Origin of the sequence: Psychrobacillus sp. FSL W7-1457 (genome assembly GCF_038593405.1) — a bacterium.
Lineage (GTDB): Bacteria > Bacillota > Bacilli > Bacillales_A > Planococcaceae > Psychrobacillus.
Genome location: NZ_CP151993.1, coordinates 3,837,069 through 3,857,093, shown reverse-complemented (window position 1 = coordinate 3,857,093; position 20,025 = coordinate 3,837,069). Strand labels below are relative to the sequence as shown.

Annotated in this window: 21 protein-coding genes; 13 read left to right on the top strand and 8 right to left on the bottom strand. The window is 38.1% G+C overall.

The window, feature by feature from the left end; genetic code table 11:
* Entirely contained in the window at positions 1–363 is a 363-nt protein-coding gene (locus NSQ95_RS19020) for a DUF779 domain-containing protein (RefSeq protein WP_342560079.1), read from the top strand.
* Between the two features lie 193 nt (positions 364–556).
* Positions 557–1,288: an NADPH-dependent oxidoreductase gene (locus NSQ95_RS19015; protein ID WP_298474014.1), complete on the top strand. Its 732-nt coding sequence runs from the start codon at positions 557–559 to the stop codon at positions 1,286–1,288.
* Between the two features lie 54 nt (positions 1,289–1,342).
* Here NSQ95_RS19015 and NSQ95_RS19010 read toward each other — a convergent pair whose 3' ends face one another.
* From NSQ95_RS19010 to NSQ95_RS18995, 4 genes are all read right to left on the bottom strand, one after another.
* Complete coding sequence (locus NSQ95_RS19010) at positions 1,343–2,425, bottom strand: CAP-associated domain-containing protein (protein WP_342560078.1); 1,083 nt, start codon at positions 2,423–2,425, stop codon at positions 1,343–1,345.
* A gap of 17 nt (positions 2,426–2,442) precedes the next feature.
* Positions 2,443–2,979, bottom strand: coding sequence for a superoxide dismutase family protein (locus NSQ95_RS19005; RefSeq protein ID WP_251555631.1), 537 nt, complete (start codon positions 2,977–2,979; stop codon positions 2,443–2,445).
* A gap of 173 nt (positions 2,980–3,152) precedes the next feature.
* Positions 3,153–4,328, bottom strand: coding sequence for an MFS transporter (locus tag NSQ95_RS19000; protein ID WP_342560077.1), 1,176 nt, complete (start codon positions 4,326–4,328; stop codon positions 3,153–3,155).
* A 6-nt stretch (positions 4,329–4,334) separates the two neighbouring features.
* Complete coding sequence (locus NSQ95_RS18995) at positions 4,335–4,739, bottom strand: MarR family transcriptional regulator (RefSeq protein WP_342560076.1); 405 nt, start codon at positions 4,737–4,739, stop codon at positions 4,335–4,337.
* Between the two features lie 368 nt (positions 4,740–5,107).
* Between NSQ95_RS18995 and NSQ95_RS18990 the strand changes: the two genes are divergently transcribed.
* The gene (locus NSQ95_RS18990) at positions 5,108–5,371 is read left to right on the top strand and encodes a hypothetical protein (protein WP_342560075.1); all 264 of its coding nucleotides are present in this window, start codon (positions 5,108–5,110) and stop codon (positions 5,369–5,371) included.
* Positions 5,372–5,445: 74 nt separating this feature from the next.
* Here NSQ95_RS18990 and NSQ95_RS18985 read toward each other — a convergent pair whose 3' ends face one another.
* Complete coding sequence (locus NSQ95_RS18985) at positions 5,446–6,618, bottom strand: DHHA1 domain-containing protein (protein WP_342560074.1); 1,173 nt, start codon at positions 6,616–6,618, stop codon at positions 5,446–5,448.
* A 215-nt stretch (positions 6,619–6,833) separates the two neighbouring features.
* Here NSQ95_RS18985 and NSQ95_RS18980 point away from each other — a divergent pair, with 215 nt between their 5' ends.
* The 6 genes from NSQ95_RS18980 to murE all read left to right on the top strand — a co-directional run bounded on the left by NSQ95_RS18980 (position 6,834) and on the right by murE (position 14,216).
* Positions 6,834–7,277 (top strand): ASCH domain-containing protein, encoded by a 444-nt coding sequence (locus NSQ95_RS18980; RefSeq protein WP_342560073.1) that lies wholly within the window; start codon positions 6,834–6,836, stop codon positions 7,275–7,277.
* 14 nt (positions 7,278–7,291) lie between these two features.
* On the top strand, positions 7,292–7,948 hold the full coding sequence (locus tag NSQ95_RS18975; protein WP_342560072.1) for a glyoxalase: 657 nt from the start codon (positions 7,292–7,294) through the stop codon (positions 7,946–7,948).
* Positions 7,949–8,099: 151 nt separating this feature from the next.
* Positions 8,100–10,715: a calcium-translocating P-type ATPase, PMCA-type gene (locus NSQ95_RS18970; RefSeq protein WP_340881322.1), complete on the top strand. Its 2,616-nt coding sequence runs from the start codon at positions 8,100–8,102 to the stop codon at positions 10,713–10,715.
* A gap of 24 nt (positions 10,716–10,739) precedes the next feature.
* A complete protein-coding gene (locus NSQ95_RS18965; protein ID WP_342560071.1) occupies positions 10,740–11,759 on the top strand; it encodes a serine hydrolase in 1,020 nt (339 codons plus the stop codon).
* 284 nt (positions 11,760–12,043) lie between these two features.
* Positions 12,044–12,337, top strand: a complete 294-nt coding sequence (locus NSQ95_RS18960) for a DUF6509 family protein (protein ID WP_342560070.1) — start codon at positions 12,044–12,046, stop codon at positions 12,335–12,337.
* A 337-nt stretch (positions 12,338–12,674) separates the two neighbouring features.
* Positions 12,675–14,216, top strand: coding sequence for a UDP-N-acetylmuramyl-tripeptide synthetase (murE, locus tag NSQ95_RS18955; RefSeq protein WP_342560069.1), 1,542 nt, complete (start codon positions 12,675–12,677; stop codon positions 14,214–14,216).
* Positions 14,217–14,259: 43 nt separating this feature from the next.
* Here the strand turns inward: murE and rluF are convergent, their stop codons facing one another.
* A complete protein-coding gene (gene rluF, locus NSQ95_RS18950) occupies positions 14,260–14,964 on the bottom strand; it encodes a 23S rRNA pseudouridine(2604) synthase RluF (protein ID WP_342560068.1) in 705 nt (234 codons plus the stop codon).
* Between the two features lie 94 nt (positions 14,965–15,058).
* On the opposite strand from rluF, the gene NSQ95_RS18945 reads away from it, so the two are divergent.
* The 4 genes from NSQ95_RS18945 to NSQ95_RS18930 all read left to right on the top strand — a co-directional run bounded on the left by NSQ95_RS18945 (position 15,059) and on the right by NSQ95_RS18930 (position 17,869).
* Positions 15,059–16,021, top strand: a complete 963-nt coding sequence (locus NSQ95_RS18945; protein WP_342560067.1) for a DUF4003 family protein — start codon at positions 15,059–15,061, stop codon at positions 16,019–16,021.
* A gap of 91 nt (positions 16,022–16,112) precedes the next feature.
* Complete coding sequence (locus NSQ95_RS18940) at positions 16,113–16,571, top strand: acyl-CoA thioesterase (protein WP_169359432.1); 459 nt, start codon at positions 16,113–16,115, stop codon at positions 16,569–16,571.
* A gap of 16 nt (positions 16,572–16,587) precedes the next feature.
* The gene (locus NSQ95_RS18935) at positions 16,588–16,962 is read left to right on the top strand and encodes a hypothetical protein (protein ID WP_342560066.1); all 375 of its coding nucleotides are present in this window, start codon (positions 16,588–16,590) and stop codon (positions 16,960–16,962) included.
* A 97-nt stretch (positions 16,963–17,059) separates the two neighbouring features.
* On the top strand, positions 17,060–17,869 hold the full coding sequence (locus NSQ95_RS18930) for a hypothetical protein (protein ID WP_342560065.1): 810 nt from the start codon (positions 17,060–17,062) through the stop codon (positions 17,867–17,869).
* Between the two features lie 60 nt (positions 17,870–17,929).
* On the opposite strand, the gene NSQ95_RS18925 is transcribed toward NSQ95_RS18930, so the two are convergent.
* Both NSQ95_RS18925 and corA read right to left on the bottom strand, forming a co-directional pair.
* On the bottom strand, positions 17,930–19,024 hold the full coding sequence (locus NSQ95_RS18925) for an RtcB family protein (protein WP_342560064.1): 1,095 nt from the start codon (positions 19,022–19,024) through the stop codon (positions 17,930–17,932).
* 20 nt (positions 19,025–19,044) lie between these two features.
* Entirely contained in the window at positions 19,045–20,007 is a 963-nt protein-coding gene (corA, locus tag NSQ95_RS18920; RefSeq protein ID WP_342560063.1) for a magnesium/cobalt transporter CorA, read from the bottom strand.
* Positions 20,008–20,025: the final 18 nt, after the last annotated feature.

Sequence of the window (20,025 nt, the reverse complement as noted above, 5' to 3'; positions counted from 1 at the left end):
ATGGTCGAAAGGGTCATCGCAACAGATACTTCACTAGAGCTAATCGAGCAATTGAAAAGTAAGCACGGTCCCTTAATGTTTCATCAATCAGGAGGGTGCTGTGACGGGTCCTCTCCTATGTGCTATCCCAATGGGGAGCTAATTATCGGAGATCAGGATATACTCTTAGGACATATTGGGGATGTTCCGTTTTACATGCACAAGAATCAGTTTGAATACTGGAAGCATACCCAGCTAATCATTGATGTGGTAGAGGGAAGAGGAGGAATGTTTTCTTTAGAAGGAGTAGAGGGCAAACGATTCCTAACAAGATCCCGGGCATTTACCTCTGACGAGAACACTCAGCTTAGTAGTTATGAATAATGGAAATAAGCACAGTAATGGTATCCCCTTCCTGTGCTTATTTGTAATTGACTCAACAAGCACTGCAGAGCCCATAGCTTGTTACTTGCCGTCTTTAATAGCCATTCCGTTTCCTTAGAGTGTGATTTGTTTCATTCTTAAAATAAATTAAGCTATACTTACTTTAGAAAAAACAACGAAAGAAGGAATACGAATGGTTAAAGAACTGTTACGAGCGCATGCTTCTGTGAGAAAATATAAAGACTATAAGTTGCCGAGAGAAGAAGTAGTAGAGCTTATAGAAACTGCTCAACATGCAGCCAGCTCCCACTTCGTACAAGCCTATAGCGTGATATGGGTTTCCGATGAGGAGAAAAAAGAAGAACTAGGTAGACTATCCAAAAACCCTACTCAATTTGCTACTGCAGGAGCAGCTCTTCTAATGTGTGCAGACTTCAATCGCTTACAAGCGGCTGGCAAAATTCAAGAAAAAGAAATAACGATTGATACGGTTGAAAATGTAATTGTCGGAACAGTAGACGTAGCCCTGTTCGCGCAAAATCTTGTTATTGCTGCCGAAGACAAAGGCTATGGCATCTGCTACATAGGTGGGGTAAGAAATGCATTAGATGAAATTAGTACTTTGTTTAATCTGCCAGAAGGGGTATTTCCACTCTTTGCAATTACACTAGGTGTGCCTGACCAACAAAATGAGGTGAAGCCACGTCTACCAGTGGAGGCCATTCTCCACGAAAATGATTATAATTCTGGTAAATACGGAGAGCTTCTGAAAGAGTATGATGAAACGATGAAGGAATATTACTTGAGTCGTGGATCTAACCAAAAAGTATCTACTTGGACAAGTCAAATGGCAGACTTCCTAGAAAGTCCTCGCAGACCCCATGTGAGAGATTTCTTAGCAAGTAAAGGATTTAACTTAAAGTAAGTGAAATTTAGAAGAGAGGATCCCGACATTAGTCGTGATCCTCTCTATAGCTTTTCACTGTGTAAAAAAGTTTTCAGTGTAGTAGGGTGTGGCAGTATCATTAAAAGCAGTTCCGACTCCTAAATTCCTATAATTTGGACTTAGAATATTTTTACGGTGACCAAGTGAGTTCATCAATCCCTCATGGGCAAATATACTGCTGCTTTGTCCGTATGCTAAATTTTCACCAGCATAGGTAAAGCTAAGACCATCCTGCTCCATTCGGTCAAAAGGAGTTAGCCCCTGTAAGTTGTCATGACTAAAATAATTATGGATAGCCATATCCTCACTATGCTTCCGAGCGGTGTCACTTACTGATTCATCATACGCAAGGATAGGTAAACCACGAATCGCACGAGCAGCATTTGTTAAATCGAAAAGCTGATATTCAAATCCTTTTTTCAATTCCTCAGAAGGCTCACCAAATGTTTTTTTATGATTTTTTTCCACGGATTCCTCTACAATTTGTATTGCTGTAATAGTACTGCCCTCATGTATATCATAAAAAAAAGTAACATAGTTGTTATTGACCAAAAACAAATCATATTCCCCCGAGTCTGGGAGTATATAGACGATGTTACCCTTTTTTAAACGTTTGATAGGTTCTCCTAAAGCAGCAAGCACCTGCTCTCTATTACTATCCATAGTCATCCCTAGAAACATGGAGTTAGAGGGCTGATTAGTGAACATGGCATTTACCTTATTTTGAGAATCATAAGAAACCATCATGAAATTTTGATAGTTTTCATGGTGAGTATGCCAAACTAACCCGTATTCGTTTAGACTAACTCTTTGAGCTTTTCCATATATCGTTTCAATCTCGCTTTTTTTCATACCCATCTTAATCTGATCTAACTCAATGCCTGCATCAGAAAGAGGAATGTTCGTTTTAGTTGGGGAGGAAGTAGGATTAGATTTCATCTCTTGCCAGTAAGCCTTCGCTTCATTTAGATACTGACCAACCTCCATAGACTCTATCCATTCATCTACAGGCTGAAGAAAAGAAAGATCAACATATTCAGTTGTATATTCCTCCCACAAAGGTCTGGAGAAGAAAATGGCTACTAACAAAAGAAGAAACCAGCCTACTTTTCTCACGTGTTTCACACTCCAACTTATTTCTTAATTTCTCCGCATACAATTCTTTTGCCAGAATTACCTGCAGGATCGGTTTTATAGTCATCAGCACTTTCATGAATAACAATAGCACTACCATCAGCATCTAACAAAGAATTACTTTTCCCTTGAGTTAACACTACAGCAGGTGAAATAGTTTCTAACTCAACAGTTCCATCCTTGTCTATTTCAATATTGGGTAGATCTCCGGCATGATACCCCTTATGATTTTGAAATCCATGCTCTTTTCCAGTAGGATTAAAATGACCTCCGGCGGATTCAAACGTTGGTTTTTCACAGCTAGCCTTCTCATGAAAATGGATGGCCTTAATTCCAGGAGCTAACCCCTCTGCTTTTAATAAAATGTGGGTACCCTTGGAGGTTTCTGAAAGCGTTGCAGTTCCTACTTGTTTACCTTCTGAATTCATCAATGAAACATCCACCATCTCACCTTTATCTGCATCAACTGAAGAAAAGCTACACCCTGCCAATAAAACGCTAGTAATTACTAAAGTAACTGTAATATGTTTATACACTTATGTCCCTCCTAATTTTACATTTTTAAGTCCACATAAGTCTTACCAAATATAGGGTTTATATACATCTATTTAAATAAAAAGCACAATGCAGTCGACTTCTGCATTGTGCTTTTTATAATATAAACGGATTAACTCGGAACAAAGCGTTTGTCCCTCAAAAGGCATTAAGCTTAGCGATTAAGGTTTGCTCTCAATCGCTTCATTTGCATTAAGAATACAATCAAGGTCAAGGCAACAATTCCGCTAGATAGCAGATAAAGCCCTTGATACCCAAGTTTCGATGCAACAAGTCCGAGGATAAAAGAACCTATAGCAATACCAGTATCGAACAATGTAAAGAAGGTAGCTGTTGCATAGCCACTTCTCTCATGAGTAGTCGACTGTATAGCCAGTGTTTGGAAGCTAGGCACAATCGCTCCATATCCTAAACCAATAAAAGCGCCAGACAATAAGAATGTAAAGGGACTATCCATATATGCTAACAAAATAAGTCCAAACATAAAGAAGACTAATCCCGGTATTATTATGTATCTTGGTCCTTTTTCATCAAAAATTCTTCCGGTAAATGGTCTACTTACAAGCATCACAATAGCAAAAACTGCAAAGAAGCTACTAGTTAGATACAACAAATCTTTTTGTTGGGAGTATATAGAAAGATAAGATAGAATACTTGCATACGAAAAAGCGACTAAGCTCCCGATTAATGCGATTGGTAAAGATTTCTTTTCAAAAAGATCGTTAAAAGTCATTTTTGCTCTGACAGGTGGCACGGCTGGCTGTTTCTCCGGTGGAATAGATAATGCCGTTAAAGCACCAATTATTAAAAGTAGACTCATAGCTATAAAGAAAATATCATATGAGAAGTACTGAACAATCGTCAAAGCGATGAAGGGACCTACTACAACAGCTAAGTTTGTAGACATAGTAAAGTATCCTAATCCTGCACCACGTCTAGATGGTGGAATATTGTCTGCAGCAAGGGAGCCACTGGCGGTTGTAGCGATACTAAACCAAATACCTTGGACAAAGCGCAAAATAAGCAAAATACTAAAGGGTTCTATGAAGTAATACATAACTGTGCAAATCAAGTATAAAAATAAACTGATCCATAGCATCTTTCTCTTACCAGCTAAATCTAAAAGCTTACCGGTAAACGGACGCATAATAATTGCAGAAATTAAAAAAATGGTCATTAGTAAACCGGCATCTTCATCCGAACGCTCTAATACATCTGTAGCGTAAAGAGGAAGAACAGTTACTAAGCCATAGAAGATGATAAATATGGAGAAGTTTGTACTAAACAAACTGATAAAAGGTTTAGTCCATATTGGTTCCTTGTTAGTCAAAAAACATTACTCCTTATTAATTTTTTTTAACAACTCCATTAAAAGCTGTTGGTCTTCCTTAGACAGGGCAGAAATCATTTCGTTTTCGAAAACATTCATAGAATTTTCAATAGTAGGAAATGTTTCTAGCGCTTTAGTAGAAAGTTTTACTATTTTCTCACGACGGTCTTTTCCAGCTTTTATGTCTAGCCAACCTAAAACGGCCAACCGATTGACTGTGCGAGTGATCGTAGGGGCTTCCACATTTAAATACTTCCAAATTTGAGTCAGTGTCATTTCATTATGTCGATAGACACAATTTAAGACAGACCATTGAGATGAATAAAGATTATAATCCTTTAGCGTTTTGTTTACCTCATAGGATAAATAACGAGTCTTTTGGAAAAGCTCGTGAATAAGTGGATTTGTCATCTTATTGCTCCTAACATGGAAAATTATTTAACTAGCTAAGTTTTATTTTAATACTCCTTACATAGTCTGTAAAGGAATACATGTTATAAAAAATAAAAAAAGCCGAGAAAACTCGGCTTTTTAGAAGCATTGAAAAGATGTTATTCTTCCAAGGTCTGTACCGTAGAAGGTCCAACGAAAACCATTCCAACGAAAACCAGAAACTGAATTTCTACCTACATAGGTTGGGTAAATCCAAAAGCCTCTTCCGTTATTTAACCAAATATAAGTGTTCCGGAACAAGCAATTTCTTATAGCGCCAGGGTCAACCGCAAACACGCCTACATCCTGTCTTTGTTGAGGAATAAACGAGGGAGGAGGGCTAGTAGGTGGCCCTCCTTGTGTATTTTGTCCTGGAGGCCTACCTGGTGTACCTGGAGTCTGCCCGCCACCTGGCGGTCTATTTGGAAATCCAGGCATCCCTGGCGAGCCCGGAAAACCCGGAGACCCTGGAAAACCTGGCGAACCCGGTGATCCTGGAAAACCTGGTATACCCGGAAAGCCACCTGGCCCTCCTGGCGGTCTTCCTGTGCTTCCAGGTCCACCAGGTGGTCTTCCCGGAAATCCGCCGGGAAATAAACCCGGAAAATTAAATTGATTCGTCAAAATAATATCCTCCTTCTACTTAGTCAAGTTAGTATATGTAGAAGGAGCTTTTATGGCACGGCTACTTAATGTAAGTTAAAGCCTTATTTAAGAGCTCTGTACTAGAGAGCGCTGCTTCGCCTCCACCTTGGGCAAGTGTATCGTTTCCTCCACCCTTACCATTAATTAGAGGAAGTAGCTGTAAAAGCAATGCTTTCATACTCTCTTCTCTATTTGTACCACGGGCAGTTACGATTTGAAGCTTTTCTTCATTGTGTGAAACTAATACACATAGGGAGGAAGGGGATTCCTCTACAAGGAAGCGAGCAAGCCTTTGTAGATCCTGGATAGTTCTATTTTCAAAAGTAACACCTACTATATCGTTAATAGATTGTTTTAATAACTCCTTGGCTTCGAACTTTAAAAGCTCCTGTTTGTGCTCATTTAATAGCTTTTCTAAAGTTTTGTTAGTATGCAATAGGTTATTTGCAGCATCGACTAGCTTTTCCTCTGGTGAACTCAGCTTGCTAATTAGGCTAAGTAATACATCCTGCTTACGGTCAAGTTGTGTTAACACTCTTTTACCGCAGACAAATTCCACTCGAATATGCCGTTTTTGTTTCTCTGTCTGTAGGATTTTAATGGAACCTACTTGTCCAGTCGAAGATGGATGAGTGCCGCCGCAAGCGTTGTAATCGAAATCAGGAATAATGACTAAACGGATATCTTCCTTAATACTAGTTGCTTTACGTAATTTGTATTGAACGAGCTCACCTTCTGTCACCCATTTTGTTTCAATAGCGCGGTTTTCAAGAATTATTTGATTAGCTAATTCTTCTACTTTTTTTAATTGCTCCTCAGTAACTTCGGTTGTGTCTAAATCTATTGTTGCAGTTTCTTTACCAAGGTGGAAGCTTACTGTTTGCATTTGGAAAAGCTCCGCAAAGGCTGCGGATAAGATGTGTTGACCTGCATGCTGCTGCATATGGTCGAAACGTCTCATCCAGTTGATATTCCCCTTCACTTCTGTGGACTGAGAATCTAATGGCTCAGCTAGAAAATGTCTTAGTTCACCATCTATAAACTCTACGTTGACTACGGAAATACCATTTAGGCTTCCAGTATCACATGGTTGGCCACCTCCAGTAGGATAGAAAGCTGTTTCAGAAATTATTACATATTCAGGTTCTTTTTTTATGATAGAGGCAGTAAAAGTAGTTAGGTAAGGATCTTCGTAATATAATTTTTTAGTCATTTCATTAGCTCCCTTATGTAGGATGTCCTGATCGCTTTATTAGCCATAGCATCCCTGTATGATTGTTCTTCTTGTCACTCGTCTCTTAAAAATACTGCATTACTACTAGTTAGTTCTGGTACCCTTGAAAGGAATAGTGAAAATATCAATAGTATTTTTAAAAACCCTTCTCTATACTAAAATTAACGAAATATTAAATAAAAGAGGTAATCAATATGAATGAAGTTGCTAGAGAATACTGGAACAGTTTTTGGAAAGACAAAGAGTATGAGCCCAAGGTCTCCGCTTGGCAATTTGGAGAAGATGCGGACACTTTGGCACAACTAGTTGTAAACAGAATAAAAACTGCTACTTGTTCCGCTCATATACTATATGAAATAGAAAATGAGCCACTTCCACAGGTTGGTGAGTATAATATTATCTTAAATACAAAGGATGAACCAGTTTGTATTATAAAAACAAAGGATGTCACCATTAAACCAATGAATAGAATTTCTGAAGAATTTGCGCATGCCGAGGGTGAAGGAGACAGAAGTTATGATTATTGGAAAAAAACGCACATAAATTTTTTCACAAATGAATTAGACAAAGTTGGGTTGAAGTTTGAAGAAGATTTATTGTTAGTCTGTGAACGATTTGAAGTAATGGATGTTAAATAAAAAGGGGTGCGAGTATGTTTAAAACAGTAACCATGTATACAAACAAGTTACAGGAGCTGCGAGGATTTTATGGGAATGTGTTAGAGCTCAATATTACGGAAGCAGATGACCATTACTTTCAAGTGGAAATTGGTGAGTCTACTCTTGTTTTTCAAGAATCAGAACATCCTTCATTATATCATTTTGCTATTAACATTCCGGGTAACCAGTACACACTTGCTAAGCTCTGGGCAAAGGAAAGAGTATTGCTAAATAGAGAGGATGGGTTGGATGATATTTATTACAGCCGATTCGACGCAGACGCATTTTACTTCGAGGATCCAGCTGGTAACGTGATTGAGTTTATCGCTAGAAGACATGTAGATAAATGGAGTGACTTCAGTATTGAATCTTTGCTGAATATAAGTGAAGTAAGTATAACCACTCCTTTCGTGAAACAGGTAGGTGAACAGCTTCAAAAACTAGGCATTGCCGTGTCAGGTCACGTTCGTATTGAACCGGAGGAGCTAAATTTTATAGGTAGAAAGGATACATTTATATTATTGGTTCCTCCACATCGCAGGTGGTATTTCTCTAGAAAGATGAGTGTTACCTCTCCAATAGATATTCATTTTACGAATGGTAAAAGAGTTGCAATTAATGAAAAAGGGGAGATATCAGAGGAAGGATGAGAGCGGCTAGCTAACACTTCTAGTGTTACAGTCGCCTTTTTTTAGAATGTCGCTTTTTTAGACCCTAAAGTACGACTGATATTTAAAATTATTTACATTATAGTTTTTTCTAGGGGAAAGATATATACATAAAAAGGAGGTACGAAAACTCATGTGGTATAAAAAAAAGACGGAAGATATAGCAACAGAGCTTCAAGTTAATGTACAAGCTGGTCTAACCACAGATGAAGCACGACAGAGATTAGAGAAAAATGGTCCGAACCGTTTAGCAGCTGCTAAAAAGAAGTCATGGCTAGAAAGAATTTTTGCCCAAATTAATAATGTTCTTATTTATGTACTTATTGTTGCTGCCGCAGTTTCAGCTTTTGTAGGAGAAGTGGCAGACGCAATTATTATTGGGATAGTAGTTATTATCAATGCAGTTGTAGGTGTCATTCAAGAGTCAAAAGCAGAGGAAGCATTAGAAGCACTAAAAAATATGTCCACTCCAAAGGCTGTAGTCAAAAGGGATGGTCAATCTAAAGAGATAGATTCGATTGAAGTAGTAACGGGTGACATTATTGTGGTAGGCGCGGGATCGTATATACCATGTGATATTAGGTTAATTGAATCCGCCAATCTTAAAGTAGAGGAAGCAGCTTTAACTGGAGAATCTGTTCCCGTTGAAAAGGATGCACATGTAAAGCTTAATACAGAGGAAAAGACAATTCCTTTAGGCGATCAAAAAAATATGTTATTCATGTCCACCCTAGTTACAGCCGGTAGAGGAACAGGCGTAGCAGTAGGAACAGGTATGAACACCCAAATTGGTAAAATAGCAGGCATGCTACATACGGGGGATGAGCAAACTCCATTACAAAAAAGCCTAGCTCAAGTTGGTAAGTATTTAGGTTTTGCAGCAATGGGGATATCCTTGCTGATTTTCTTAATCGGAATGATTCAAGGAAGAGATTTACTAGAAATGTTCATGATTGCGATCAGTCTTGCAGTTGCTGCTATTCCTGAAGGTATGCCGGCTATAGTCTCTATTGTGTTGGCAATTGGTGTACAAAGAATGATTAAACAACATGTAATCATTCGTAAGCTCCCAGCGGTTGAGGCTTTAGGATCCGTAAATGTAATCTGTTCTGATAAGACGGGCACGCTTACGCAAAACAAAATGACCGTAACAAAGTTTTTCTTAAATGGAGAGAACCAGGAAATTGCTAATCTAAAAAAGGCTAGTACTGGGCATGAACGTTTAATGAGAATTTTTGTTTTGTGTAATGATGCTACTTATACGAAAGGTGCTGAAACAGGTGATCCAACTGAAATTGCGTTAATCGCTGCAGGAGCGAGCCATGGGATAGACAAAAATGTCCTCGAAGCTGAGCTAAAGAGAGTCGCAGAGATTCCATTTGACTCGGAACGAAAGTTAATGACGACGATCCACGAGTCTGAAGACGGCTATTACTATATGACCAAAGGGGCAATAGATCGATTACTTGGTCGTTGTAATAGAATTTGGAGTAATGGAGAAGTTAAACCATTAACTGAAGAGGATAAAGTAATCATTTTAAATGCATCTCACTCGATGTCTAGCGAGGCACTGCGAGTGTTAGCTGCGGCATATAAGGTGGATGCGGAGATAGTGCTGGAGCAGGCTGAAAATGACCTTATTTTCGTTGGATTCGTTGGGATGATTGACCCTCCTAGATTAGAAGTTAAAGACTCTATTGCACTATGTAAGAGTGCAGGTATTCGTACGGTAATGATTACGGGAGATCACAAGGACACTGCATTTGCTATTGCTAAGGATCTTGGAATTGCTTCTTCTGATGCGGAGGTCATGGAGGGCGTTGAAATAGACTCCTTAGACCAAGAACAATTGGTTAAGACATGCCAAAACATCAATGTATTTGCTCGTGTTTCTCCAGAGCACAAGGTGAAAATTGTCCAAGCAATGAAGGCTGCTGGTAATACGGTTTCGATGACAGGAGATGGAGTGAACGATGCACCATCCTTAAAAGAGGCAGATATAGGAGTTGCTATGGGTATAACCGGAACGGATGTAGCAAAAGGTGCCTCAGACATGGTACTTACAGATGATAATTTTTCTTCCATCGTAAAAGCGGTTGAAGAAGGTAGAAATATTTATAAAAATATTAAAAAATCTATTATCTTCCTTTTGTCCTGTAATCTTGGGGAAATCATTGCATTGTTTTTTGCGATTATTGCTGGATGGCCCACTCCTTTACGTTCTATTCATATTTTATGGATTAACCTGGTGACGGATACTTTCCCAGCTCTGGCTCTTGGGATGGATCCTGAGGAACCGGGAGTGATGAAGGAAAAACCCAGACCTAAAAAGGAACAATTATTTCATGGAATGATTCCTTTCTTATTGCTAAACGGTCTATTAATAGGTATTGCAACTTTAGTGGCATTTTTAATTGGGCTAGAGGGAGTTACGAATAATGTGTCCGAAGAAGTACTGACACATGCTCAGACGATGGCCTTTATCACTTTAAGCTTTTCTCAGCTAGTTCATTCCTTAAATTTCCGATCTATGAACCAGTCAGTGTTTAAAGCGGGGTTGTTTAAAAACAAGTTATTAATATATTCTATTTTGTTAGGTGTTGTCTTACAGGTGCTCATTGTTTCAATTGGACCTATTGCAGATGTGTTTAGTGTACAGTCGCTACAGCTAGAAGACTGGTTAATTGTTATTGGGCTTAGCTTACTACCATTAATCGTGAACGAGGTAGTAAAGATTTTTAGAAAATAGAAATAATCTTCAGGGGGAAATATTATGGGAGAGATGAACAAGCAACAAATAGAAGTGACTCAAAAAGAATCGCAGTTTTCAGGAAGTATTCTATTGAAAAGTAAGGATTCCTCGCTAGTAGAGACTAGTTTTGGGTATGCTAACCGCTCCGATTTGCTACTTAACACAATAGATACCAGGTTTGGTATTGCATCTGGGTGCAAAATTTTTACTGCGGTTGCCATTAGCCAGTTAGTAGAGGCAGGGAAATTAGCTTATGACCAAAAATTAAAGGATTGTACGTCCATCACTCTTCCTCATTTTGATGATTCAATAACTATTCATCACTTACTGACACACACTTCTGGAGTCCCAGACTATTTTGATGAAGAGGTGATGGATGACTTTGAAGAACTTTGGATTGAAAAGCCGATGTACCATATGCGTAAGTTAGAGGACTTCTTACCATTATTTCAGAATGGTAAGATGAAATTTACGCCGGGAGAACAATTTCATTACAACAACGCAGGTTATATCTTACTTGGTTTAATCGTAGAAGAAACTACAGGGCTATCGTTTCAACGATATGTAGAAAAAAATATTTTTGAGAAAGCGGGAATGAAGGACTCGGGGTATTTTCCGATGGATGCCTTACCGAATAATACGGCACTAGGTTATATAGACTCTGAGGATGGATCATGGAAAACTAATATTTATTCTCTACCCGTCCTAGGCGGCTCGGATGGAGGAGCTTTTACAACGGTTCAGGATATGCTTCATTTTTGGGATGCCCTGCTAGACAATAAATTATTAGAGGAGCAAACAACGGCAGCCTTACTCCAACCTTATGTAAAAGAACAGGATGATGATTACTATGGATATGGAGTATGGATAAAGAAAGACGGGAACAATATTAGCAAGTACCACGTAATGGGATATGACCCTGGAGTTAGCTTTCACTCGGCATACTATCCTGCTCAACAACTTAAATTAGCTATCTGCTCCAATAAGTCTAAGGGTGCTTTTGCTATGATGAAAGTGTTGGAGCAAATGCAATGCCTTTAAATATTATTTGCGCTGCTTTCGCTCCTCGCGTTGTTTACGTAAAAGGGAATAAGCAAGGTAAAGCATCGATAGGCCTAAGAGGAAAGATAGGATAGAATATATGATATTGTTTAGTCCTTCACCGAATACTAATACGAGAAGAAAAACAGGTACAAGTATATATATTATTTTTTCAGGGTTAAGCATGAGAGATTCTCTCCTTCTTTTTATAATCTCTCTATTATAGCGAACAAAATAAGAAAATGCTCTGTAAAAATGATAAACTATAGACGGAGGTGGACTTTGTGAATATAACATCTTATGAGATTGAAAAGATAAAGGACCCAACAGGAATAATTGCTGGGGATCGATATGAATTTTTACTGGGCTTTGAAGTTCCAGAGGATGACGAGTTATTTGAAGAGGCAAGCTCATTAGATTTGAGAGTTATTTTAGCTGTTTTAGATACGGGGTCAAAAATTGTTCAATATCACTTCCTTGATCGCAGTAATGGAAAAGTATTAGATTACGGCTTAGAAGAAGATGAAGAGTCCGTAGTTCTTGCTTTTTGCATGGAACACTATAACGAGGCGGAATAACGTCACTAGCCTCAGATAATGAAAAACGTGAAATCGTTAAGATATCACGTTTTTTCATTTTATTTTAGGTGAAGTAGACAGATTAAGGGCGGGGTGCCTAGACGAAAGGTGTATCGGTGTGAGTGAAAAACCATTTAATTTCTCCTCACGAAAAGCGTATATTTTATGTCGTCATTCTTTCCATGACCGGCGTGACTTTTTAACAAGAGAAATGATGGAATAGACTCAATTGAAGGACAATTAAGGAAATAGTTTTGTATTTCCTTTTAGTTTCCTTCTTATTTGAATTGATGTAAACTTAACTGAGAAGATTTTACATATAAAGGTGGATGTTTTGATGGAACTAACAAATTTGATGAATCAACTATCTATAATTGACGTCAAAAATGCTAAAAATATTAATATTACAGGACTTGCTTATAATTCACAGAAGGTGGAGAAGGGCCAAGTATTTGTTTGTATAAAAGGCTTTAAAGCGGACGGGCATAAGTTTGCTGGACAAGCAGTGGAAAATGGGGCTGTAGCACTTGTGGTAGAGGAGTTTATAGATGCTCTAGAGGTTCCACAATATAAAGTGGGGGATGCACGCAAAGCTCTAGCTGCACTTGCCGCTGCTTACTATGATCATCCTACTCATAAGCTTAAAACGATAGGCATTACGGCAACTAACGGAAAGACATCTACCTCCTTTATGACTAATGCGATTTTAGAGAATCATGGTCTAAAAACAGGTCTAATGGGGACAGTCGTAGTTAAAATTGGAGATTATGCAGAGCCTTCTGAACTGACAACACCAGAATCGCTTGATCTACAGCGATTTTACGCTAAGATGGTCGATGAAGGCGTGACTCACGCTACAATGGAGGTTTCATCCTCTGCTTTAGAGTTAAAACGTGTAGGCTGTGTTGATTTTGACATTGTGACGTTAAACAATATAAGTCGAGAACATATCGACTTACATTCATCCTTTGAAAAATATTTTGAACATAAATCTAGTCTTATTCGAGACGCTGGAGCGGACAAGGTAGCGATTCTAAATTTAGATGATGCTTATTCTGCCTCTCTAATTAACAAAACAAAGGCTACTGTTATTACTATTGGTGTAGAAGACCAATCGGCAGATGTAATATGTAGAGATTTGGATTTATCAACAGGAAGAGCAAAATTCAATCTAGTTATTCAACGTGATTTAGTTACAAATGATATGATCATACCTAAGCAACAATTTTCAATTGAGCTTTCTACACCGGGTTACCACTCCGTTTACAATTCCATGGTTAGTATTGTAGCCGGCTTGTTATGTGGTGTTCCAGTGGAGACCATTCAAAAAAGTCTATCCGAATTTGTAGGGGTAGAAAGACGTTTTGAAATCATCTTTGAGGAAGATTTTAAAATTATAGATGACCACTTTGCAAATAGTGGGAACATAGATATTACACTTGGAACATTAGAAAAAATGGATTTTAACCGCTTGTCCCTTGTATATGCAATTCGTGGAGATAGAGGGGTAACCGTCAATAAAGAAAATGCAGAAGCTATCGCTAAATGGGCACCAAGATTAGGTATTCATGAGATCACTGCTACCATCAGTAAATCTCATGTTACTAAAAAAGATGTAGTATCTGAGCAAGAGTTACAAGTATTTAAAGAAGTAATGGATGAAGCAGGCATTACGGTTCATTTATATGAAGAACTTCCAGAGGCTATTAGCTTTGGCTTGAGTGAGGTGTCAGAAGGCGATCTTGTTCTGCTGGGTGGATGTCAAGGAATGGACTATGGTGCGAAGATTGCTCTAGAGCAGTTAGAATCTATTCGACCAGATGTAGATAAAAAGAAATTATTCCAACCATTAGAGAAACGTGTGGCTGGTAACTCATAAGACAAAAGCAGTCCACATTTAAAGTGTGGACTGCTTTCTTTTATTATCGTTTAGGGTGATAGTCTAATTCTTTAAATAGTTCTTTTCTTTCCTGCTCAGTTAAATCGCGCCATTCACCAATAGCAAGACCATCAATGGAAATGTTCATAATACGAACTCGTTGTAATCTCTTAACTGTAAATCCTAAGGCAGAACACATCCTACGTATTTGGCGATTTAAACCTTGAGTTAAAATAATATTAAATGTTTTTGGCCCTATTTTCTTTACTTTACATGGTAAGGTAGTTGTATCAAGAATGTTAACTCCAGCCGACATTTTTTCAATAAATGTGTCTGTGATTTTCTCATTGACAGTTACAATGTATTCTTTTTCATGCTTGTTTTCTGCCCGAAGAATTTCATTCACAATATCCCCATCATTGGTTAATAGTATTAAGCCATCAGAATCTTTATCTAGGCGACCGATATGAAAGATACGGAGTGGGTGATTGACGAAGTCTACAATATTCCCTTTAATATTGCGTTCCGTTGTACTCGTAATGCCTACTGGCTTATTTAAAACAAGGTACACTAAGGGCTGCTCCACGTTTACTTGCTTACCATCTACACGTACATCATCGCCAGCCTCTACTTTACTTCCTAGTTCAGCAACTGACCCATTAATGGTGACCTTGCCCTCTGCTATCCATTTGTCTGCACCACGTCTAGATACAATGCCAGCCTTACTTAAAAACTTATTTATACGCATAATTTAACACCTACTTTTCTTTGTGGTATTAGTATAACAAATTAGTGAAACTTTCATGGGTTTTAAGCAGTAAAAAAGTAAAGGAGTGGGTAAAATGTTGAAGATACAAAAAGTAGAGCATAATTATAATAAGCTGAAAGAGGTTTTAGGATGGTCAGTAGATAAGAGAGTAACGTTGTCCCTTGCTGGCTATTATACGTCCTTAGAAAAAGATGTGGATCCAGTTCGCTTTAACAAGATAAAAGAGATCATGAAGAACAAAGTAAGTGTGTTCTCTCCCTTACGATCCCACCTACAGCCATTGTTTACTTCCGTTTTGGATGTAAGTGGCCAAGAACCGGAAGAAGCAATCGATCAGTTATTACTGAAGGTAGAGGAATTGAAGAAAAAATCATTTAAGATGAATGATTACACATACGTTGCTGCTTTAATGATGTCGGATGAACCAGATAAGTGGGATTATGAAATCAGTAGAGCTATGGAGCTTATGTCAGCGATGAAGGTCCATCATCGTTTCTTAACTAATAGTGATGATTACCCGTTTGCAATCTTTTTAGGTAAGTTGGAGGGGGATATTACAACAAGGGCAGAGACCATGAATAGATATTATGAAGAGTTAAAAAATCATAAATTTTATTCAGGGAATGAGCTCCAGTGGTTATCTCAAGTGCTTACTTATACAAATCCTGGGTATGATAAGGAAACAGTACCAAGGGTAGTGGTTATTAGGGATGGTTTTAAAAGTGTGAAGATAAAATTCTCTCTTTCGCAGTATCCACTTATTGGTTTTATGGCTGCTCTTAAATTAAACGAAAATCAGCTAATGAATATAGTGGAGACATACAGAGCATTGACTAATATGAAGCTTTTTACCTGGTACAAGGAATCAGCACTTCCTATTGCTCTTGGATTGACCTTGAATTCTTCTAGGGACATACATGAAACTACCGCAATATCAATGACTACCTCCCTTGAAATACTTTTTCAGGCTCAACAGGCAATGATGATTTCATCTATTGCAGCGACAAGTTTTGCATCATCTTCCAACTCAAATTAAAGAAGGAATGCTATACTAAGTAAGTAAGGTTTTTAAAAAAAGACACATCGAAGTTAAACATCAAGGAGAGATTTTCGTGAATACTAATCCAATGAGTCAATCAAGAACAATTCAAACCCATTTAATCTTACCTCCAGATACTAATCATCATGAAACTATATTTGGTGGCAAGGTTTTAGCATTTATAGATGAAATCGCAGCCATCACTGCGATGAAACATGCAAAAGGAGCTGTCGTGACTGCTTCTATTGATTCTGTAGACTTTTTATCTTCAGCAAAAGTTGGAGATGTAATTGAATTAGATGCAATTGTATCCTCAACGGGACGCAGTTCAATGGAGGTATACGTTCGCGTAACTTCCATGAATCTACTGACAGGAGAAGAGAAGCTTACAACGGAATCATTCCTGACAATGGTTGCAGTAGATGAAGAGGGGAAACCAGTTCCAGTTCCGGGCATTCATCCAGAAAATGAGGACGAAAAACGTCTGTATGAAACTGGACCAGCAAGAAGGGCCCACCGTAAACAACGTCTAGCGATGAAATATTAAAAACTGAGGTGACTGTATGATAAAGCTAATAGATGAGAATTATAAGTACTTAATGATTTTATTTCTTGGCATCTATTTAATAAATTCTATCTATCTCCATGAGATGACAATTACAATTATGGTTATCCTTTTGGTCATCATTTTAGAATTATTTATACACCGTCATCAAATGAAGCAACTTAGTTATATGCAAATTGCAATAATGGGTATTGTAGTTATTGCTGGAATCGCTGGACTCATCTATTTGCTAGTTACGCTTCAAATCTTCTTAAACCCATTTAATCTACCACACGCAGTAGAGACCATTTTAGTAGTATTATTTCTAGCGTTTGGCCTCTATATTTTGTGGCAATTTTTACGAAAACTGTTTAAGCGAGCATTGGAGCATTAAAGAATACTCTCACCCTCCAAAAGAGAAATCTTTAGGAGGGATTTTTTTATGAAACTATTTCCTGAAGGTCTTCGTAAAAGGGGGAGGGGGGATGTAGATGAAACATATTTATGAACGGACAGCTAAATATGCTAAAATTGCCTCTATTACTGTTTTAATAGTTTACATAGCAGTAATTTTGGGCTTTAGGGAGACTTTATTAACGGATTGGGAATTACATATATCTGTAGGATGGACGCTTCTCATTTTCTTTAGTTTGACTTTCTTGTTCCAACAAGCAGCGAACAAGCTACCAGTGGAGCAGAGCACAGTTACAGAACAAACTCCATCTGAGTTTACATTAAAGGAGTTAAATTTCCAAAGTGATGTCTCGATTATTCCGAGGAGCTTTTTAGTCTCCCCTACTGGTGAAAGGCTTTATAGTATCAGTCCTACAGTGGAACAGCCGGTCATAAGAAGGCTAAATGCATTTCCACTTATTCGAAAAGGAATGATATTTCCAGTAACTTATGATGTTATAACAATGGATGGTCAAGTGGTTAGCAAGTTTACTATTGCAAACAAACTTAAATTTATGGAGATACAAGTGTTTGATCATAAGCAGGTACACCTCTCAACTGCAGTACTTCCGGTTTTTTCAGTAAAAAATAGAGCACTAGTATTTGACCCAAATCGGGAAAAAACACATCAAATGGAGGCAAAGAGTGTGTACGGTGATATAGACGTAAATGATTTGAAGGGTAAAAGATTAGCAACCTATCGTTTTGGTATGTTTCCGTACGCTACACACCCCGCCTTTGAGCTGCAAGGGATGAATGTTCACGTTTCATTTGCAGAAGGCCTATCATATGTAGAAAAACTAACTTTTACAGCTTTATTTTATTACTGGACAGCTAATCAGTCATGATTTAAATGGAGATACAAGAAGGAGGCTCATCATAAGAAAATATGATGAGCCTCCTTTATTTTAGTGTGCTTTATAATTATAGACGGGCTTAATAACCTCTAATACATCAACAGTGTCATGAATATGAGCAAGTATATCTTCCATAGCCTTGTAGGCAAAAGGAGATTCATCTACTGTGGCAGACACTACGGAAGTACTCCAAATTCCTTCCATAGAAGCTTGAAAGTCTTCTAAAGCAACGTGTTTTCTTGCTTGAGAACGGCTCATTAAACGGCCAGCTCCATGAGGACCAGAATAATTCCATTCAGGATTTCCTTTTCCGCGGCAGATAAGTGAGCCATCACGCATATTCATTGGTATAATTACGATCTCACCAGCTTGAGCTGATATTGCTCCCTTGCGTAAAATCATGTTATCTAAGTCAATATAATTATGAATGGTATCAAACTCAGATTGAACACTCCAATTCATCCCTCTACAAATAACATCAACCATTGTCTTACGATTAAATGCGGCGTACTTTTGGGCAATTGAAAGGTCATATAAATAATCCTTCATATTGTCTCCCTCTACATATGCAAGATCTTTTGAGATGCTGTTACCTAAAGTATTGGATGCTACTTGCTGATAATGCTCTGCAATTTGCTTTCCTAAGTTTCTACTTCCAGAGTGTATAACTAGATAGATACTCCCATCTTCACCTTCGTTGAGTTCTATAAAGTGGTTTCCTCCTCCAAGTGAACCTAGGCTCAATTTTGCACGCTGTTCATTGATAGGAGCAGATACCTCTTCAAAAGGTATTTCTATTGTATTACGATGTTCTTTTTGGCGAATACGAGTTCCGCTTGGTACATTTTTTTTGATTGTCTTATCAAGCTTGGCAAAATCCACATCTTCTTTTCTAGTGTCTATCTTTGCACAAATCATTCCACATCCTAAATCGACTCCTACAAAATTAGGGACTACTTTATTAGTAATCGTCATAGTTGTGCCCACCGTACAGCCTTTACCAGCATGTAAATCTGGCATCATTCTAATTTTGGTGTCCTGAAGAAATGGAAGACTACAAAGCTGTTCTACCTGAGATTTTGCAGTTTCTTCTATTATATCTGTAAAAACTAATGCATTATTATGTGTTCCTTTAATCTCAATCATATTATCCCCCTAAGTAAATTTTAACTTCTAAACAAATTAAACCAGCCCTTATACTTGAACCAGGTAATCATTCCAGTAGCAATCACTACCATTAAGCCAACGACAATAAAGTAGCCATACTTCCACTCTAACTCAGGCATATTAATAAAATTCATGCCGTACACCCCAACGATAAACGTTAAAGGAATAAAGACGGTAGAAACCGTGGTCAGTATCATCATAATACGATTCATTCGGCTAGCATTGATCGAATCATAGCTGTCCCTTATATCTGCAGTTAACTCTCGATTAGCTTCTACCATCTCGGTTAACTTCAGAAGATGATCATAAATGTCATCAAAATATGCACGCTCACTCTGGTTTAAGTTAATACGTTCGGAGTACATCACCCGGTATAGCAAGTCTCGCATTGGAATAATAGTTCTTCGTAAACGCAATAAGTCACTTCGAAGGTCAAATACTTGATCCATAGACAAATGATCCATGTCCATCGCTAGCCTTTCGTCTACCTCATTCAAATAATCTTCAATATGGTAAACAATTGGGAAGTACGTGTCTACCACTTTATCCACGATATTGTACGTAATGAGGATGTTGCCACGTTCCCAATCCCTCGGGTTACTTCTTATTCTCTCTCTAGCTTCTTGTAACTCTTGCATAGGGGGAAAGTGAAAGCTTACAACAAAATCCTTTCCGACAAAAAGATTGAGCTCCTCAGCCTCCATTTCTTTCTCATTGAAGGCGTGTAAAACAAAAAATTCATAATCACCATAGTGATCCAACTTAGGGCGCTGCAGCATTTGCAGACAATCCTCGATAGCAAGTGGATGGAAGTGAAAGAAGGAACTTAAAAGTTGTTCCTCTTCTTTAGTCGGTTCACCGATATCCACCCAATACCATTCCAGTTCGTTTGTTTGTATATATTCTAAAGGAAAATCTATAATGATCTCTTGGTTGACTGTCCTGCCTATTGTACTTATCATAAAGAAACCACACTTTCG